The 16,876-nt window shown below is 41.9% G+C and carries 18 protein-coding genes; 9 read left to right on the forward strand and 9 right to left on the reverse strand.

Going from position 1 to position 16,876, the window contains the following annotated elements; translation table 11 throughout:
- Position 1 precedes the first annotated feature (1 nt).
- The 5 genes from SMUL_RS09505 (at position 2) to SMUL_RS09525 (ending at position 6,095) form a co-directional block, all read left to right on the forward strand.
- The gene (locus SMUL_RS09505; RefSeq protein ID WP_025345037.1) at positions 2-415 is read left to right on the forward strand and encodes an Rrf2 family transcriptional regulator; all 414 of its coding nucleotides are present in this window, start codon (positions 2-4) and stop codon (positions 413-415) included.
- 21 nt (positions 416-436) lie between these two features.
- A complete protein-coding gene (cysK, locus tag SMUL_RS09510) occupies positions 437-1,366 on the forward strand; it encodes a cysteine synthase A (protein ID WP_025345038.1) in 930 nt (309 codons plus the stop codon).
- Positions 1,367-1,460: 94 nt separating this feature from the next.
- Entirely contained in the window at positions 1,461-2,258 is a 798-nt protein-coding gene (locus SMUL_RS09515) for a GGDEF domain-containing protein (protein WP_025345039.1), read from the forward strand.
- Between the two features lie 108 nt (positions 2,259-2,366).
- Positions 2,367-4,997, forward strand: coding sequence for a valine--tRNA ligase (locus tag SMUL_RS09520; RefSeq protein ID WP_025345040.1), 2,631 nt, complete (start codon positions 2,367-2,369; stop codon positions 4,995-4,997).
- A 33-nt stretch (positions 4,998-5,030) separates the two neighbouring features.
- Complete coding sequence (locus tag SMUL_RS09525) at positions 5,031-6,095, forward strand: TRAP transporter substrate-binding protein (protein ID WP_025345041.1); 1,065 nt, start codon at positions 5,031-5,033, stop codon at positions 6,093-6,095.
- A 66-nt stretch (positions 6,096-6,161) separates the two neighbouring features.
- Here SMUL_RS09525 and mog read toward each other — a convergent pair whose 3' ends face one another.
- From mog to SMUL_RS09555, 6 genes are read right to left on the reverse strand one after another with little or no spacing between them, the layout of a single operon-like run.
- Positions 6,162-6,689, reverse strand: a complete 528-nt coding sequence (gene mog / locus SMUL_RS09530; RefSeq protein WP_025345042.1) for a molybdopterin adenylyltransferase — start codon at positions 6,687-6,689, stop codon at positions 6,162-6,164.
- Positions 6,686-7,627, reverse strand: coding sequence for a ketopantoate reductase family protein (locus tag SMUL_RS09535; protein WP_025345043.1), 942 nt, complete (start codon positions 7,625-7,627; stop codon positions 6,686-6,688). Before SMUL_RS09535 ends, mog begins: the two co-directional genes overlap by 4 nt.
- Positions 7,624-8,919, reverse strand: coding sequence for a histidinol dehydrogenase (gene hisD, locus SMUL_RS09540; RefSeq protein ID WP_025345044.1), 1,296 nt, complete (start codon positions 8,917-8,919; stop codon positions 7,624-7,626). The genes SMUL_RS09535 and hisD overlap by 4 nt, the downstream gene beginning before the upstream one ends.
- A 26-nt stretch (positions 8,920-8,945) precedes the next feature.
- Positions 8,946-9,818, reverse strand: coding sequence for a 1-aminocyclopropane-1-carboxylate deaminase (locus SMUL_RS09545; protein ID WP_025345045.1), 873 nt, complete (start codon positions 9,816-9,818; stop codon positions 8,946-8,948).
- A gap of 44 nt (positions 9,819-9,862) precedes the next feature.
- Positions 9,863-10,939: a class II fructose-bisphosphate aldolase gene (gene fbaA / locus SMUL_RS09550; protein WP_025345046.1), complete on the reverse strand. Its 1,077-nt coding sequence runs from the start codon at positions 10,937-10,939 to the stop codon at positions 9,863-9,865.
- 25 nt (positions 10,940-10,964) lie between these two features.
- A complete protein-coding gene (locus tag SMUL_RS09555; RefSeq protein ID WP_025345047.1) occupies positions 10,965-11,777 on the reverse strand; it encodes a peptidylprolyl isomerase in 813 nt (270 codons plus the stop codon).
- A 118-nt stretch (positions 11,778-11,895) separates the two neighbouring features.
- Between SMUL_RS09555 and nth the strand changes: the two genes are divergently transcribed.
- Positions 11,896-12,537: an endonuclease III gene (gene nth, locus SMUL_RS09560; RefSeq protein WP_025345048.1), complete on the forward strand. Its 642-nt coding sequence runs from the start codon at positions 11,896-11,898 to the stop codon at positions 12,535-12,537.
- Position 12,538: 1 nt separating this feature from the next.
- Here nth and SMUL_RS09565 read toward each other — a convergent pair whose 3' ends face one another.
- Complete coding sequence (locus SMUL_RS09565) at positions 12,539-13,102, reverse strand: thioredoxin family protein (protein ID WP_025345049.1); 564 nt, start codon at positions 13,100-13,102, stop codon at positions 12,539-12,541.
- A gap of 3 nt (positions 13,103-13,105) precedes the next feature.
- Complete coding sequence (locus SMUL_RS09570) at positions 13,106-14,395, reverse strand: M20/M25/M40 family metallo-hydrolase (protein WP_025345050.1); 1,290 nt, start codon at positions 14,393-14,395, stop codon at positions 13,106-13,108.
- A gap of 45 nt (positions 14,396-14,440) precedes the next feature.
- On the opposite strand from SMUL_RS09570, the gene SMUL_RS09575 reads away from it, so the two are divergent.
- The 3 genes from SMUL_RS09575 (at position 14,441) to SMUL_RS09585 (ending at position 16,188) form a co-directional block, all read left to right on the forward strand.
- Entirely contained in the window at positions 14,441-14,671 is a 231-nt protein-coding gene (locus tag SMUL_RS09575) for a hypothetical protein (RefSeq protein WP_025345051.1), read from the forward strand.
- A 6-nt stretch (positions 14,672-14,677) separates the two neighbouring features.
- Positions 14,678-15,577 carry a tRNA 5-methoxyuridine(34)/uridine 5-oxyacetic acid(34) synthase CmoB gene (cmoB, locus tag SMUL_RS09580; RefSeq protein ID WP_025345052.1) on the forward strand — a complete coding sequence of 300 codons (900 nt, stop codon included), beginning with the start codon at positions 14,678-14,680 and terminating at the stop codon, positions 15,575-15,577.
- A 65-nt stretch (positions 15,578-15,642) separates the two neighbouring features.
- Positions 15,643-16,188, forward strand: a complete 546-nt coding sequence (locus tag SMUL_RS09585) for a PaaI family thioesterase (RefSeq protein WP_051492691.1) — start codon at positions 15,643-15,645, stop codon at positions 16,186-16,188.
- On the opposite strand, the gene SMUL_RS09590 is transcribed toward SMUL_RS09585, so the two are convergent.
- A complete protein-coding gene (locus tag SMUL_RS09590) occupies positions 16,180-16,776 on the reverse strand; it encodes an MBL fold metallo-hydrolase (RefSeq protein WP_025345054.1) in 597 nt (198 codons plus the stop codon). The genes SMUL_RS09585 and SMUL_RS09590 overlap by 9 nt on opposite strands.
- Positions 16,777-16,876: the final 100 nt, after the last annotated feature.

Below are 16,876 nucleotides of genomic sequence, written 5' to 3' on the forward strand. Positions count from 1 at the left end.
TATGTCACTACTTTCAACCAAAGGCATGTATGGCTTAAGTGCCATGTACCAGCTTTTTTTAGCAAAAAGCACCAAACCATTACAAATCAAGGAAATTTCAGCGCGTGCTGAAATTCCTCAAAACTATTTAGAACAGCTTTTGATTCTGCTACGTCAAGCAGGGCTTGTCAACAGTGTCAGAGGCGCTTATGGAGGCTATTTATTAGCTCAGAATGCAGAAGATATTTTGATCAAAGATATTCTTATTGCGTTAGAAGGCAATCTTGTTGTCACTGATGTGGACGTGAAAGACCCTGTACTTCGAATGTTTTACGAAGAGAGCAATCATAAAATCCAAGAGATTTTTAACGTGCCTTTATCCGAATTTGAAGTCTATTCACAACGTCTTAGTACCCAACTAAACTATAGCATCTAAATCTAACTTAAGGAGATTCTTATGTATGCACAAAACGTAACAGAACTTATTGGAAACACACCACTTGTTAAACTTAACCATTTATCCAATGCGTCAAACGCGTTGATTCTTGGAAAATGCGAATTTCTTAACCCTTCGCACTCCGTTAAAGATCGTATTGGTTTTAACATGATTAAAACCGCTTTAGAAAAAGGCTTAATTGACCACAGCTCAATCATTATCGAACCAACCAGTGGCAATACAGGCATTGGTTTAGCGATGGTATGTGCAAGTCTTGGATTAAAACTCATTCTTACCATGCCAAGTTCCATGAGCTTAGAGCGTCGCAAACTGTTGGCGGCACTTGGGGCAGAATTAGTGTTAACAGAGCCAACACTGGGTATGAGAGGTGCGGTAGAAAAAGCGACAGAACTTTCCAAAGAGACACCTAACTCTTTTGTACCACAACAATTCGCCAATGAATCCAATCCAGCGATTCATTATGCCACCACAGCCGAAGAAATTTGGAAAGATACCGAGGGTAAAATAGACATTTTTGTGGCTGCGGTAGGAACGGGTGGAACGATTACAGGAACAGGAAAAAGACTCAAAGAGCTTAATCCTAACATTAAAATCATCGCCGTTGAGCCAGACACGTCGCCTGTTCTTTCAGGTGGAGCACCCGGACCGCATAAAATCCAAGGTATCGGTGCAGGGTTTGTCCCCGCTGTACTTGATACAAAAATCTACGATGAAGTGATCAAAGTCAGTTATGAAAATGCCATTGAAACGTCACGCAATCTTGCCAAACAAGAGGGTTTATTGGTAGGAATTTCTGCAGGTGCCAATGTCTTTGTAGCCTCAGCCATTGCGCAACAAGAGCAGAACAAAGGTAAAACAATTGTGACTATTTTATGTGACACAGGTGAGCGTTACTTAAGCGCTGGTCTGTATGAATACAAAGAGTCGTGAAAACGACTCTCTTTGTTTAACCATTCCTTTTTCTTTTACCTTTAACGGATTTTATGGTACTATTTTCCCAACGCAAAAGGGGCATATGTACGTCATGAAAAGAATACCGAGCATTATGCTTAAGAAGCCTATTTTATTAGGCTCAATCACATTTGTTGTCAATCTTTTTATCAGTTCAATACCCGTTTTAATTCTGCATGAAAAACATCTCGAACAGAATAAAAACATGTTTTCTATCTCGACGCTTTTAGATAACCAGCATCTTTTAGAGCAGCAAGCGATTGTCAATAGTGCCCTTTTTTATTCCTTCTTATTTTCCATTACCCTCTCTATCTTAATTGTTTTTTTGACCACATTTTTAAAAAAATCTTACCTTGAAGTTGAAAACCTCTCCCATTACGATGGACTGACAAAATTGTACAACCGTTTAATGTTTATGGAGATTTTTCAAAAAGAGATTCAAAAAGTTAAACGCACAAAAAATCACCTCTTTTTGGTGATTTTGGATATTGATGATTTTAAACCTATTAATGATACCTATGGGCATCTTGTAGGTGATGATGCGATTAAGACAACCGCCGATACCTTGCAACATCTTTTACGAGAATCTGACACCATTGCACGTTTTGGTGGCGATGAGTTTATTATCTGTATTGTGGATCAAGACAAAGAGGCTGCTTCAACCATTGTCAATCGCATCTTAAATGAATTTAACCATAAAATGATCCCCGTAATACGCAATAATGAGATACAAGAACTTCAAATCAATCTGAGCATTGGCTACACCGCGTACAAAAACGAAGATGATTTTAAAACGATGCTTCAACGCGCCGATCAAGCGCTTTACATCTCCAAAGAAGCTGGCAAAAACACCGCTACGTACATTGCTTAAAAAACATTAATACTCTGCTTTGACTTCTTATACTAAGAAGTCTATTAATCAAGCTTTTACCCCCATTTTTGTATAATCTCTCAAAAAATACAGAAGGCACACAGACTCATGAGTGAAAAAAGCACCGTTTACAACCCCAAAGAGATTGAAGAACGTTTTTACGCTATTTGGGAACAAAGAGGCTATTTTGAGATCGATGGCAATAAAATGATTCAAGAAGAAGGCAAAAACTTCTGTATCATGATGCCACCTCCCAATGTCACGGGAAGCCTCCACATCGGACATGCGCTTACCTTTACCTTGCAAGACATCATTACACGTTACAAACGCATGGACGGTTTTAAAACATTGTGGCAACCGGGCATGGACCATGCAGGCATTGCAACACAAAACGTCGTTGAAAAACAACTTTTGGCGCAAGGCATTAAAAAAGAAGAGCTAGGACGTGAGAAATTCTTAGAGAAAGTCTGGGAATGGAAAGCGTACAGCGGCGGTCAGATTTTCAATCAAATGCGCAAACTTGGAACCTCTCCAGCGTGGAGTAGAGAACGCTTTACGATGGATGATGGACTCAAAAATTCCGTTAAAAAAGCGTTTGTAAAGTACTACCAAGAAGGACTTATCGTTCGTGGGAATTACATGGTTAATTGGTGTACGCACGATGGCGCACTCAGTGACATCGAAGTGGAGTATGAAACCCACAAAGGCAAACTCTACCACCTCAAATACTTTCTGAAAGACTCCAAAGAGTGTTTAGTTGTCGCCACCACACGACCTGAAACCTACTTTGGCGATACCGCCGTTATGGTTCATCCAGACGATGAGCGCTACAAACACCTTGTGGGTCAAAAAGTCGTTTTACCATTGATTGGTCGTGAGATTGAAATTATCGCTGATGAACATGTTGATATGAGCTTTGGAACGGGTTGTGTTAAAGTAACCCCAGCGCATGACATCAACGACTACGAAGTGGGCAAACGTCACGATTTAGAATTTATCACTATTTTTGATAGCAACGGTATTTTAAACGACTATTGTGGTGACTTTCAAGGCTTAGAGCGTCTTGAAGCCAGAGCGCCGATTATGGCAAAACTCCAAAGTGAAGGCTTTGTCGATAAAGTTGAAGATTACGAAAATCAAGTGGGTCACTGCTACCGTTGTAAAAATGTGGTGGAGCCTTACATTTCCAAACAGTGGTTTGTTAAAAAAGAGATCGCAGAGGGTGCCATCGCAAAAGTCAATGAGCACTTAGCCGAATTTTACCCAAGCCATTGGCTCAATTCATATAATGCATGGATGAAAGAGCTTCGTGATTGGTGTATCTCTCGTCAACTGTGGTGGGGACATCAAATCCCTGTTTTTTACTGCGATGAGTGCGGACACGAGTGGGCGAGTGAAAAAGAGAGTGAGCATGAATGCCCAAAATGCAAAAGTGCGAAAGTTCATCAAGACCCCGATGTACTCGATACATGGTTTAGCTCAGGCTTATGGCCTTTTTCAACGCTTGGTTGGGAAAATGGCGATGTCTTTAAAGGTGAAAAGTGGAATGAGAGTGACTTAAAAGATTTCTATCCAAACACCCTCCTCATCACCGGTTTTGACATTCTCTTCTTCTGGGTGGCGCGTATGATGTTCTCAGGCGAACACACGCTAGGTGAACTTCCGTTTAAAGATATTTACCTCCACGCGCTGGTCAAAGATGAGCACGGTCAAAAAATGAGTAAAAGTAAAGGCAATGTGATCGACCCATTGGTAACCATTGATGAGTACAGTGCCGATACCTTGCGTTTTACCCTCGCCATTCTTGCGGTTCAAGGGCGTGACATTAAACTCAGCGGTGAAAAACTGGAGCAAATTCGTAACTTCACCAACAAACTCTACAACGCATCACGCTTTTTACTCATGAATGCAAACTCATTCCCCGATTTGGAAACAATTGAAATTAAAACCGCTCTGGGTGCTTACATGCAAAGCCGTTTGGCTGTGGCGATGGAAGAGGTACGCGCTCACTTTAGCGATTACCGTTTTAATGATGCCGCAACGACACTTTACCGCTTTTTGTGGGGTGAATTTTGTGACTGGGGTATCGAGCTTAGCAAAGCAGACAAACCTGCCATTGTGGAACTTGGCGCTATCTTTAAAGAGGCAATGAAACTGATTCACCCGTTTATGCCATTTGTCTCAGAGTTTTTGTACCAAGAACTGTCCGATCAAACACTCGAAGAGAGTGAATCGATCATGGTGAAACGCTACCCTCACGCACTTAAACAAGATGAGAAAATCGAGAAAACCTTTGAGCTGGTGATCGAAGCGATCGTGGGAATTCGTCGTGCAAAAGCCAATATTGACCTTGGAAACAAGAAAATCGAACACGCGTTTATCAAAGTACCTGATACCGCAAACCTTAAAAATGCGTTGAAATACATTAGTTTATTGGCAAAAGTTGAAAATATCGACTTTACAGAGACTAAAATAGCCAACTCAGCCACCGATGTAGGCGATAATATTGAAGTGTTTATTCCCCTTGATGGTGTTGATTTAGGCCCTATCGTTGAGCGACTCAACAACCAAAAAATTAAACTTGAAAAAGAAATTATGAAACTCTCTGGTATGCTCTCCAACGAGCGCTTTGTCGCCAATGCCCCCAAAGAGGTCATCGCTGAGAATCAAAAAGGGTTAGATGATGCCCAATCAAAAATGGCAAAAATTGAGAGTGAATTAGACTCATTTAGTATCTAAAATACAAATCATAACAAGGAAAAAGGAGAAAGAATGCGTTTTATTGTAACCCTAATGAGTGTGATGGTAAGCGTTATGTCATTTGCACACGCAGCCAATGATGACAAAGTTTACACTCTAAGGCTTGCCACTACATGGGCAGAGCAAGTACCTTTTTTAGGAACAGCGCCTGCAACACTGGCACAAACCGTTGAGACGATGTCCAATGGGCGTTTAAAAATCAAGATTGATTCACCCAACAAACACAAATCCCCTTTTGGTGTTATGGACATGGTCAAAGCGGGTCAATACGATCTTGCTTACACTGCTTCGTACTACTACAAAGGAAAAGACTATAAATTGGTCTTCTTTACCACGGTTCCCTTTGGTATGCTGATCAGTGAACAATATGCGTGGTATAACCATGGTGGTGGCAAAGAGTTGGCGGAAAAAGTGTACAGCGCACATGGGCTTATCTCTTATCCGATGGGAACAACAGGAATGCAAATGGGTGGATGGTTTAAAAAAGAGATCAAATCATTGGCAGACCTTAAAGGCTTAAAATTCCGCATCCCAGGACAAGGTGGTGAAGTGATGGCAAAACTGGGAGTAAATGCGATGAGCACCCCTCCAGGAGAGCTGTATACCGCACTTGAACGCAATACCATTGACGCGGTTGAGTGGATCAGCCCTGTATTTGACTTCTCCATGGGCTTTCATAAACTCGCCAATTACTACTATACAGGATGGCAAGAACCTGCAAGTGAGATCCAAATGCTTGCCAATAAAAAGAAAATCGAAGCGTTGCCTGCTGATTTAAGAGCGATCTTGGAAGTGGCTATTCGTTCAGTGGGAAGTCAGTTAATGGAGCAAGCAACACACGCTAATGCAGAAGCTTGGGCGAATATTGCCAAAGAGTATCCAAATGTTAAAGTTCAACAATTTCCCTCCGATGTCATGGCCGCACTGAAAAAGGCTGCACACGAGATTGAAGATGAACAAGCCGCTAAAGATCCTGTGTTTAAAGAGATTTTGGAGTCACAACGTGCTTACTTAACCAAAGTGCGACCATGGACACTTATGGGTGAATACGGGTATTTGAAACAACTCGAAAAATAAGAGAGTTTAAGGGCTTTTACCGTTTTACATGTGAAGGTAAAAGCCCTCTTCTTTTTGCCTCGTTGCTTACGCTTTGGGGCGAAAAGGTTTGATCACTGCTTCGTTACATGTAAGAAAAGGTCCCTCTAAAAGATCGATGCAGTAAGGAACGGCTGGGAAGACTGCGTCTAAACATTCACGAATGGATTTTGGCTTTCCTGGAAGGTTAATAATCAAACTACGTCCTCGAATGCCTGCCGTTTGACGCGATAAAATCGCCGTTGGAACGTATTTGAGGCTGACTTGACGCATAAGCTCTCCAAACCCTGGCATCATCTTCTCACACACCGCTTCCGTGGCTTCAGGCGTCACATCTCGAAGCGCAGGTCCCGTGCCTCCTGTCGTGACAATTAGACAACATCCTTGCTCATCCGCCATATCTTTGAGTGCCTCTTCAATGAGACTCTGCTCATCAGGAATCACTTCGTAAACACTCTCCCACTCAGAGCTTAAATACTCGCTTAATGTCGCAATAATGGCTTTGCCAGAGAGGTCTTCATACACACCTGCACTCGCACGATCAGACACGGTTAAAATGCCAATTTTTGCTTTCACTGTTTTTCTCCTAATTTAAATTCAAGTAACGTCGAAATCGTTTTCGTATACGGTGCATCCACACCGATTTGATGCAATGCGCGAATGACGACACCACAAATCTCCTCGATCTCTATGCTTCGATTCTGCTCCAAATCCACCAGCATCGAAGGTTTAATCGAATCAAAATGCTTTATGAGTTCAAACATCGCTTCCACATCGGCCTCCGTAATCTTTACATGTAAAGCACGTGCCGCGGCGGCAGTTTCCTGCATTAATCCTTGCACGATGGACGAGAGCTTCGTGTGATCAAATAAAACGCCTGTTTTGACGCCCAAAAGCGCGCACAAGGCATTCACACCGTTGTTAATGATAAGCTTTTTCCAAAGTTCTTGCTCAATATCATACGTCGTTTGCGTCGGGATACCCGCTTCATTAAACGTTTTTGCCAACGTTTCTAAAAAAGTCTCATTCTCAGAGGTTGTGCGCATCATCCCTAAAATGGTCTCAGCAGACCCCACCGCATTCACGCATCCGGGAGCTACAACGTGCGCACCAATTTTACGGGTTAAACCGCCTATGACAAACTCTTCCGCGAAATAGTCGCATAAAATCGCCTCATTTTCAACGCCATTTTGCAAAGAAACAATGTAAGGAGGTATGATCTGTCGTTTAAGCCACTGCGCCAAAGAAGCGGCGGCTTCGCGTGTTGCGGTGGATTTTGTCAGCAGTAAAATCACATCGTAATGGTGTGGATCAAGGTGCGAAAGCGCTTCCATATCTAACGCTTTTACAGGATGAGAGAAGTGAAGCGTTGGATGCGAGAGGACAAGCCCATTGGTCTGCAAAGCGTCTAAATGATCACCTCGCGCAACCAGCAAAACCTCATGCCCTGCTTCTAATAATTTGGCGGCGAAGTAGCTCCCTACTCCGCCAGCGCCAAAGATGATAATATTCATTTGGAAGAGAGGCGAACGCGCACACTCGCTTCATGCGCACCAAGCCCTTCGGTATGTGCCAGAAGTGCGCACGCTTCACCGATCTCATCAATGCCCTGCTTGCTCATGCTAATGATGGAGGAGCGCTTCAAGAAGTTCTCAACACCCAACGGTGAGTAAAATTTTGCCGTGCCACCCGTTGGAAGCGTGTGGTTTGGTCCAGCGATATAATCGCCAATCGGCTCAGGCGTGTATGCGCCCATAAAAATAGCACCCGCATGACGAATTTTAGGCAAAAGATCAAACGGGTGTGATGTGACGATTTCTAAATGTTCAGGAGCGATTTGATTCATCAAATCCACCGCTTCATCCATCGAAGAGGTCACAATAATCGCTCCTCGCTCTTTGATGGAAACTTCGGCAATCGATTTGCGATCTAAGGTCTCAAGCCACGCATACACTTCGGTACGTGTTTTCTCCGCAATCTCTAAAGAAGGGGTAATCAAAATGGAACTTGCCATCTCATCGTGCTCCGCTTGGGAGAGCAGATCAATCGCTAAAAGATGCGGATCGGCACTCGTGTCAGCTAAAACGCCAATTTCACTAGGGCCTGCGATCATATCGATGTTAACGTCACCAAAAACCAGTTTTTTAGCCGTCGCAACGAAAATGTTACCTGGTCCCGTGATGACATCCACTTTTGGGATGCTCTGCGTACCATACGCCATCGCACCAATCGCACTCGCTCCGCCAACTTTAAATGCCTTAGTGATGCCACAGAGGTGCATCGCCGCAAGCAGTAATGGATTGAGTTCATTATGAGGCGCGGGAGTACAGACGACAATCTCTTTGACTCCCGCAACACGTGCTGGAATCGCGTTCATCAACAAACTGCTTGGATACGCCGCTTTACCGCCAGGAATGTAAAGCCCTGCACGGTCGACTGGGGTTACTTTTTGACCTAAAACCGTGCCATTGTCTTCAAAATCAAGCCAAGATTTTGGCATCAATTTTTCATGGTACGCGTAAATGCGTTTATACGCCAATTCTAACGCTGATTTTAGTTTGACATCCAACACATCATAGGCTTTTTTCATCTCTTCAGTTTTAACTTCAAGCGCTTCATCACTTCCAACATGCCATTTATCGAATTTTTCAATGTGATTTTTTAAGGCGCTATTGCCCTCGGCTTTAATCTCAGAAAGGATCCCTCCCACAATTTTGGAGACATTTTCCATATCCATATTCCCACGACGGAGAAGTTCATCGAATTGGACTTGAAAATTTGCTTCATTGGTTTTTAAAAGTAACATGATTTATCCTCTTTATAAGTGCTTTATTATAGCATATTTGCCTTACGCGCATACCTTTGAATCATAGAAGTATTGCCCAAAACTCCTCCTTGATGGAGATAAATGGGCGTTCCGTTAAGTGATGAAAAATGTTCCAATAAAACGCTCCAGCCCACAGGATCATACACCAAATCAAACTCTACGCCCATTTCATCCTTTAAATATTGCCATAATACATATAATTCTATGTACAATTTTCCGTAATGATACTTTTTTGTACTTTCCAAAATAGTAGGCAAAGACGCTAATTCAGGTTCAACCATCTTCCACTGCTTTTGCAAATACGCACTATTGCCAACCGTGTTACATGTAAAGACCGGAAAGGGAAGATGCTTTTGCAAAAAGAGTGCCGTTGTGCCCGTTCCTGAGGGTAAGAAGAGATAAGGATTGGGAATGGAATGCGTTTGAATATCGACTAAAAGCTCGTTCGCTAAAATCTTTATGCCCTCTTCCGCCTCTTTTTGCCTACCACCTTCGTTTACATGTAAACTCTTTGCATCAAACCAGTTTAAAACTTCGTCCTCACGCGTCAGCGATTCAACGATCTTCATGCCATTTTCGAGTGCTGCTTTGTAATTTCCCATAGGATTGTCTTTCAAAAAACGTGGAATATGATCGCAAACATAAATAAACTCCCACCCTTTGAGGCGCGCTAAAACGGAGAGTGAATACATCGCATTGGATTGGTTGGAACCTGAACTTACGACACGAGTGATGTGAGGAAAATCGTGCGTTAAAAAGAAGTGAAATTTTCGGGCTTTATTGCCTGAGAAATCTTTGTCTATCAGATCATCGCGTTTAAGGTAAAAAAGTTGGTTTTGGAAGGTTTGTTTTTCAAAAGGAGAAGGAGGAAAAAACATTTACATGTAAAGCCAAAGAAGCCCTATTTTAGGGCTTCTTTGGATTAGCAACGGTTTAAGCAATTAAGGTCTTCAAAGGCTTTTAAAAGACGATTTTTAACGCTCTCTTCACCGGGGCGAAGCCATTTGCGTGGATCATAGTATTTTTTATTGGGTTTATCATCACCTTCAGGGTTACCAATTTGCCCTTGAAGATACGGTGCATATTTTTCAACATATCCCTTTGTTCCTTCCCAAAATGCCCATTGGGTGTCGGTATCGATGTTCATCTTGATGACGCCATAACCAACCGCTTCACGAATGTCACAAAGTTCGCTTCCGCTTCCACCGTGAAATACAAAATTGACAGGTTTGGCATCGGTTTTAAATTTTTCCTCAATGTACTTTTGAGAATTATCTAAGATTTTTGGCGTTAAATTGACATTACCTGGCTTGTAAACCCCATGAACATTACCAAAAGAGGCTGCAATCGTAAAATTAGGGCTGATTTTCAAAAGCTCTTCGTACGCATACGCGACATCTTGTGGCTGTGTGTAAAGGGCTGCATTGTCCATGTGGGTGTTATCCACGCCATCTTCTTCACCACCCGTACACCCAAGCTCAATCTCCAAGGTCATCCCCATTTTGCTCATGCGTTTGAGGTACGAAACACAGGTTTGCACGTTTTGCTCTAATGGCTCTTCGGAAAGATCTAACATGTGCGAACTGTAAAGTGGCTTGTTCGTTTTTGCAAAATGCATCTCACTTGCACTGAGAAGCTCATCGATCCATGGAAGCAGTTTGCGCGCTGCATGATCGGTATGTAAAATCACCGCAACCCCGTACGCTTCAGCCAATGTATGTACATGTAAAGCACCACTGATGGCGCCAAGTACGCCCGCTTTGAGTCCATTGACACCTTTTCCTGCGTAAAACTCAGCTCCACCGTTAGAAAACTGAACAATCACAGGAGAATTTGCCGTTTTGGCTGCCTCTAAAACAGCATTGATCGAATTTGTTCCCACAACATTAACAGCAGGAATGGCAAATTGGTTTGCTTTTGCAATCGCAAAAACCTTCTGCAGATCACTTCCTGTAATAACACCCGGTTTTACAAAATCAAAAATTTTCGCATTTACCATACACTACCTTTGGATTAATCTGGAATTACTTGATCGTTACTTTTGCATTTTTTCTGAGTGTTTTAGCTTTATCGGCTACTAGAATACGGAATTTTTCCATTTTTAAGCCATTTTCAATTTGCGCTTTAACCACGTCAAACGTTGCTTTTTCAGCTGCTTTGGTATCTTCCACTAAAATAACATGGAAACCGAATTGTGTTTGAACAGGCGTTTTAGTGATTTCACCTTTTTTAAGTGCAAATGCTGCATCTGAGAAAGGTTTTACCATTTGATTTGCTGCGAACCAACCAAGTTCACCGCCACCTTGACCACTTGGACCTGTTGATTTAGTCGTTGCAAGCTCAACAAATTTGTCATTGAGTTTTTGACCACTAAGACCGTCCAATTCTTTAATGACGTCTTTTGCTTCTTGCTCCGTTTTTACAAGTACATGGCGTGCTTTAACCGTTGCAGGTTGCATAAATTTGTCAGCGTTTTTGTCATAATAATCTTTCACATCTTTTGCATCCACTTTAACGCCATCGTAGATTTTTTTCATCCAAACTTCAAGAGCAAGGTCTGCTTTGATACGTTTAAGCGCCGCAGCATAATCTTTCTCTTTTTCAACACCACTTTTGGTTGCTTCTGTGGTTAAAAGTTTACGCTCGACTGCTTGCTCAACAATTTTTTGCTTTGCATCAGCAGGAAGTTCTTCAAACTTTGCACCTTGCATTGCACGCATAAGCACGGCAATGTCTTGATCGTTCACATCTTCGCCGTTAACAGTTGCATAAACGGTTGCATTTAAACTTACACTTAATACTGCCGCAGCAATACTGCTTAGAATAACTTTTTTCACTAATATCCTTTGATAAATTAATACGCGTATTGTACCCCAAATCTTATTACTATTTCTTAAATGAAATGTTAATTTTAAGGATTGTCGGTATAATTTTTCAAAAACAGATGAGAATGAAATGAAAAAAGCCACCCAAAAAGAGATTGCCGCCATTAAAGCTCTTTTTTTAGAACACTATGAAAGCGCTGTTACCGAACTTAAATACACCTCTTTGTACGAGCTCTTAGTCTCTGTGATGCTCTCAGCCCAATGCACCGATAAACGGGTCAATCTCATCACTCCTGCACTATTTGAGCGCTATCCTGATGCTAAAGCGCTTTCCATTGCTGATCTTGATGAGATCAAATCATTCATCAACTCGTGCTCATTTTTTAACAATAAAGCGGTCAATCTTCTTAAAATGGCTCAAAAAGTGGTCGAACTCTATGATGGTGAAATTCCCTTAGATGAGCAAAAACTGATGGGACTGGCAGGTGTGGGGCAAAAAACAGCCCATGTTGTCATGATCGAATACGCCAATGCCAATTTAATGGCAGTTGACACCCATGTTTTTCGTGTATCACACCGTTTGGGACTCTCAAGCGCTAAAACAGCGATTAAAACCGAAGAAGAGTTGACGAAGATTTTTAAAAATGATCTGCACACCCTTCACCAAGCGATGGTGCTTTTTGGCAGATACACCTGTAAAGCCGTCCATCCCATGTGTGAAGCGTGTTTTTTAAACGCCTATTGTAAAACAACGCAAACGTTTAAGGTCTAAATTACCCCGTAACGGTGTCGATCCATTTAATGGAACAACCTTGCGAAGGGTGTTGCACTTTTGGGGCATCTTGTTTGCTAAAGAGCATCATCACCGCTTCTCTGAGTTCTTCTTCTTTGACACTGCGCGCATCTTGCCAGTTATCATCCAACCGTCCATGATAATAGAGCTTTGCGTCACCATCAAATAAGAAAAGGTCAGGCGTACAGACCGCTCCCAAGCTTTTGGCGACATCTTGGTTTTCATCGATAAGATACGGAAAGTCGATGTTCATCTCAGCGATTTTATCGAGCATGTGTGAAGGCGAATCTTCAGGGTAATTAGGGTGAATATTGGGATTGATCGCCACAGTGCCAATGTCTAATTTTTTCGCAAATTCAGCCACCGTGATCAATCTCTTCCAAATAGCGTTGGAATACGGACAATGATTGCACATCACGGCGATCATAAAACCACCTTTTCCAAACAGTTCTTGACTCTTAAAACGTTTTCCATTCGGATCTTCAAGTTCAAAATGCTCGAGTGTTTTGCCAAGCTTTAGTAAAGCAGAGTGTACCAGTGCCATGATTTAATCCTTATAGGTATTTATAATTTTTTGAACGATGGAAGCCGTGTTGTGAACAGAATTTAAATCGCACTCTTCTCGAAGAGAATGCGGATAACGAATGGTAGGTCCTATCGAGACCGCTTCGATTTTTCGAGGTTGTCGTGCAATTAACTCCCCACACTCAAGCCCTGCATGAATCGCTTTAAACGGAGCATGTGCATAAATGCTCTGCATCGCTTCTTGAACACGAAGCGCAAACGGTGTGACTTCGGGCTTCCATGCACCATGCCAACCTTCTTGCGCTACTTCAAAGCCAAGTGCTTTAAAAAACGCCTCTGTTTCTCCTGCTAGTATAGCCAAATTTTCATCATCCATCGCTCTAGCTGCGCAGTCCAGTTGTAGCATGCCATTGCTATTGGAAATCACTCCCAGATTGATGCTCATCGAAGGAATATCAAGCACCCTATCCCACTCACGAACCCCTTGTGCAAAGGCGCTAAGCGCTTTAATGATAGCATTGGACGCTGCAATAAAATGCGTATAATTTCCTCGCTCTAATGGCTTTACATGTAAACGTAAATCGTTTACATGTAAAGGTGTTTTGGACGCCACAATCGCCGTTGCACTCTTAGGAATGGCATTGCGTCTCTCACCGCCTTCTAACGCGATCAAAACAACATCTTGGTTTAAAAGTTCATACCCAAGCGCTTTAATAGCAGAAGGGATTTTTTTATCAATATCCACACCCGAATGACCGCCTAAAAAATCAAACGCGTGAATCTCATACACATATGCAAAATCTCCCAAAGGTTCATACGGAAGGCTCAAAGAGGCAATGACATCCACGCCACCAGCGCACCCAATGTAAATTTCACCCTCTTCTTCAGCATCCAAATTGAGTAGGCATGCAGATTTTAAAGGCAGGCTAAACTGCATCGCACCAATGAGCCCCACCTCTTCATCGACGGTAAAAAGGCATTCAAGATTTTCATTATGTTCCATCGCCCAAAACATGATCGCCATACCCATGCCATTATCGGCACCAAGCGTAGAGTTTTTGGCTCGTATGATCCCCTTTTCTATCACAATTTCTATGTTTTGAGTATTGCCAATGCAAACCATGTCGTAATGCGCTTGCAAACAGACTTTGGGAGTACCTTTTTGGCATAAGATATTGCCAACCGCATCTTCGAGCACTAAAAAATCATGCGTTTGAGCGAACGCTTTAATCGTCTCTTTCATCTGAGTGGTATGATAGCTGCACCGAGGAATGGCGGTAATTGATCTAAAATGTTCTACTATTTGCTCCATTAAAACCCTTGAAAATTTAATAAATGAAATGCTATTATACAACCCATGAAAACAATATTAATCCTTCTCACTGCACTTCTTTTACAAGGTTGTCTCTATTTTAACGATCGAGGTGTCTCAAATCGCTACTACAACGGTTGTAAAGAATACTACGATGGTATGGGCATCTATCATAAAGAGTGCGATGAAAATTTGGTCGAATACAAAACCGTAACTGATGGCGTTTCAAAAGGCGTCGACAAGAGTGTTAATGCCACCAAAAGCCTATTTGAATAAGCCTGTATGCCTTTAAATAAAATTCGCCAAGAGCGACTAGCGTGGCTAGAATGGAAAGATATTGCACCGATGAGAGAAGCCCTCGCCTCTCTTCCTGAGATTGAAAACATCACCACAACTTTGGGCAATAGCATTCATCTGGATGCTTTACATGTAAACGATTCTGACAAAGAAAAGATCCAAGAATGCGCCCTTGCCCTTCGTCCTTGGCGCAAAGGTCCTTTTGAGCTGTTTGATACCTTTATAGACACCGAATGGCAAAGCTTTATCAAGTACAATCTCTTAGAGCCCTATTTTAATCTAGAAGGCAAAATCGTTGGAGACATCGGCTGTAACAACGGCTATTATCTCTTTCGTATGCTTTCACACAAACCTAAAAAACTGGTTGGGTTTGACCCTTCCGCTTTGTATAAAACGCAGTTTGATTTTATCAACCATTTTCTCAAAAGTGATATTGTCTACGAAATGTTAGGTGTCGAGCATCTGCCTTTGTATGAACATAAATTTGATACCCTCTTTTGTTTGGGCGTTCTCTACCACCGAAGCGACCCAATTCAAACCCTTAAAGCGCTCTACCAAGGTCTCAATCCTGATGGAGAGCTCATTTTAGATACGTTTATGATAGATGGAGATACCCCTGTGGCACTTTGTCCTTCTAAAACCTACTCTAAAATTCCCAATGTCTATTTTGTGCCAACCATTCCAGCCTTGACAAATTGGTTGGAACGCGCAAAATTTAGGGACATTGACGTCCTAGAGATCAAAAAAACCGACGCTTCTGAACAGCGTAAAACCGAGTGGATTTACGGTGAAAGTTTGGAGCATTTTCTTGACCCACTTCATCCTGATTTGACGATAGAAGGCTACCCTGCACCTCAAAGGGTCTATATTAAAGCAAAACGTTAAATCAGTCGATTTGCTCACATCTAAAGAATAAAATGAATGTTTTATAACAACAGCAAGGATGCTTTATGGCAAAGAATAACGCGGGATTAGTCAAAGATATGATCGACAACACCACCAATTTTGAAGATGACTTAGAACTGTTGGATGACACGTCTCTTGATTCTGCCAATTTTTTAAATGACGATCTTAAAACCCATCTCAAAATTAAAAGTACTCTCGTTGGCAATCTTGTAGCCATGTCAAAAAACAGTTCTAAAGTTGTTTTACAAACCACACATGATATGAGCGTTGATGAGTTTGGGCTGATTCACAGTGGATTTCTCTTTGGTTCAGCAGAATATGCAGCCGTTGCCGCTGTGAATGAACCCAATGTCGTTGTTATTGGCTGTCGTTCAAAGTTTTTTGCTCCTGCCAAAGTGGGGGATCTAATCACATTTGAAGCCAAAGGGCGTTTTGAAGATGCACGTAAACGCGAGATCAAAGTGATTGGCATGATCAATGAAATCAAAGTGTTTGAAGGTCTCTTTCAAGCTGTTTTACTTGAGAGACATATCCTTCAAACAAAAATTGATGAGTTACAAGCCAGTTTCAACCCCAAAGATTTAGCCTAAAAAACTAAACCAATACGGTACATTTTTTTGCTCCACTTTAAGTGTGGTACTGGCTCCATGTCCTGGAAAAATCTCCCAATCTGCATCGATTTGTAGGAATTTTTCCAAACTTTGACGCATTTGTTCACTGCTGCTATAGGGAAAATCATACCGACCAATCGAATTTTTAAAGATAAAATCTCCGCTAAACAGTGTATTGTCGATTAAAATAGCACTGCAACCAGGTGTGTGTCCTGGAAAATGCAAAAATTGCACCGCTATGCCTTCAAGGTCAAAGCGTTGATCACCCACAACTTTGACATCGGCGTAACTTGCGGGTGTGCCTTGAATAAAAGGATCACTCTCTAACATAAAACAGTCATCAATCGGGGCATAAAGAGGAATATGAAGCGCTTTTACCAGTGCTGCATTGCTCCAAACATGATCAAAATGACCGTGCGTGTTTAAAATGGCAATAGGATTCGATACCTGAGCTAACACCCATTCAGCCGCTTCCATTCCAGGATCAATAATAATCTCTTTACCGTCAAGTGTAACGATGTAACAATTGGTTCCATAAGCGCCACACGCTCTACTTTTGATCTGCATCATTCACTTCTTTTGATTGTTTTTTCAATTCTAACACAACTCATCTTATTTTGCTTTGGAAGCTTAAAAGATTGCATTAATTTTAAGTTTAGTATAATTG

Source organism: Sulfurospirillum multivorans DSM 12446 (assembly GCF_000568815.1).
Lineage (GTDB): Bacteria > Campylobacterota > Campylobacteria > Campylobacterales > Sulfurospirillaceae > Sulfurospirillum > Sulfurospirillum multivorans.

Excerpts from the sequence above, each read along its gene's own strand:
- SMUL_RS09565 (WP_025345049.1), bottom strand. The coding sequence starts at position 13,102 with ATGGCACTGGTACACTCTGCTTTACTAAAGCTTGGCAAAACACTCGAG.
- SMUL_RS09525 (WP_025345041.1), top strand. The coding sequence starts at position 5,031 with ATGCGTTTTATTGTAACCCTAATGAGTGTGATGGTAAGCGTTATGTCA.
- SMUL_RS09575 (WP_025345051.1), top strand. The coding sequence starts at position 14,441 with ATGAAAACAATATTAATCCTTCTCACTGCACTTCTTTTACAAGGTTGT.
- fbaA (WP_025345046.1), bottom strand. The coding sequence starts at position 10,939 with ATGGTAAATGCGAAAATTTTTGATTTTGTAAAACCGGGTGTTATTACA.
- SMUL_RS09590 (WP_025345054.1), bottom strand. The coding sequence starts at position 16,776 with ATGCAGATCAAAAGTAGAGCGTGTGGCGCTTATGGAACCAATTGTTAC.
- nth (WP_025345048.1), top strand. The coding sequence starts at position 11,896 with ATGAAAAAAGCCACCCAAAAAGAGATTGCCGCCATTAAAGCTCTTTTT.
- cmoB (WP_025345052.1), top strand. The coding sequence starts at position 14,678 with ATGCCTTTAAATAAAATTCGCCAAGAGCGACTAGCGTGGCTAGAATGG.
- SMUL_RS09545 (WP_025345045.1), bottom strand. The coding sequence starts at position 9,818 with ATGTTTTTTCCTCCTTCTCCTTTTGAAAAACAAACCTTCCAAAACCAA.
- SMUL_RS09515 (WP_025345039.1), top strand. The coding sequence starts at position 1,461 with ATGAAAAGAATACCGAGCATTATGCTTAAGAAGCCTATTTTATTAGGC.
- SMUL_RS09535 (WP_025345043.1), bottom strand. The coding sequence starts at position 7,627 with ATGAATATTATCATCTTTGGCGCTGGCGGAGTAGGGAGCTACTTCGCC.
- SMUL_RS09505 (WP_025345037.1), top strand. The coding sequence starts at position 2 with ATGTCACTACTTTCAACCAAAGGCATGTATGGCTTAAGTGCCATGTAC.
- SMUL_RS09520 (WP_025345040.1), top strand. The coding sequence starts at position 2,367 with ATGAGTGAAAAAAGCACCGTTTACAACCCCAAAGAGATTGAAGAACGT.
- cysK (WP_025345038.1), top strand. The coding sequence starts at position 437 with ATGTATGCACAAAACGTAACAGAACTTATTGGAAACACACCACTTGTT.
- hisD (WP_025345044.1), bottom strand. The coding sequence starts at position 8,919 with ATGTTACTTTTAAAAACCAATGAAGCAAATTTTCAAGTCCAATTCGAT.
- SMUL_RS09570 (WP_025345050.1), bottom strand. The coding sequence starts at position 14,395 with ATGGAGCAAATAGTAGAACATTTTAGATCAATTACCGCCATTCCTCGG.
- SMUL_RS09585 (WP_051492691.1), top strand. The coding sequence starts at position 15,643 with ATGGCAAAGAATAACGCGGGATTAGTCAAAGATATGATCGACAACACC.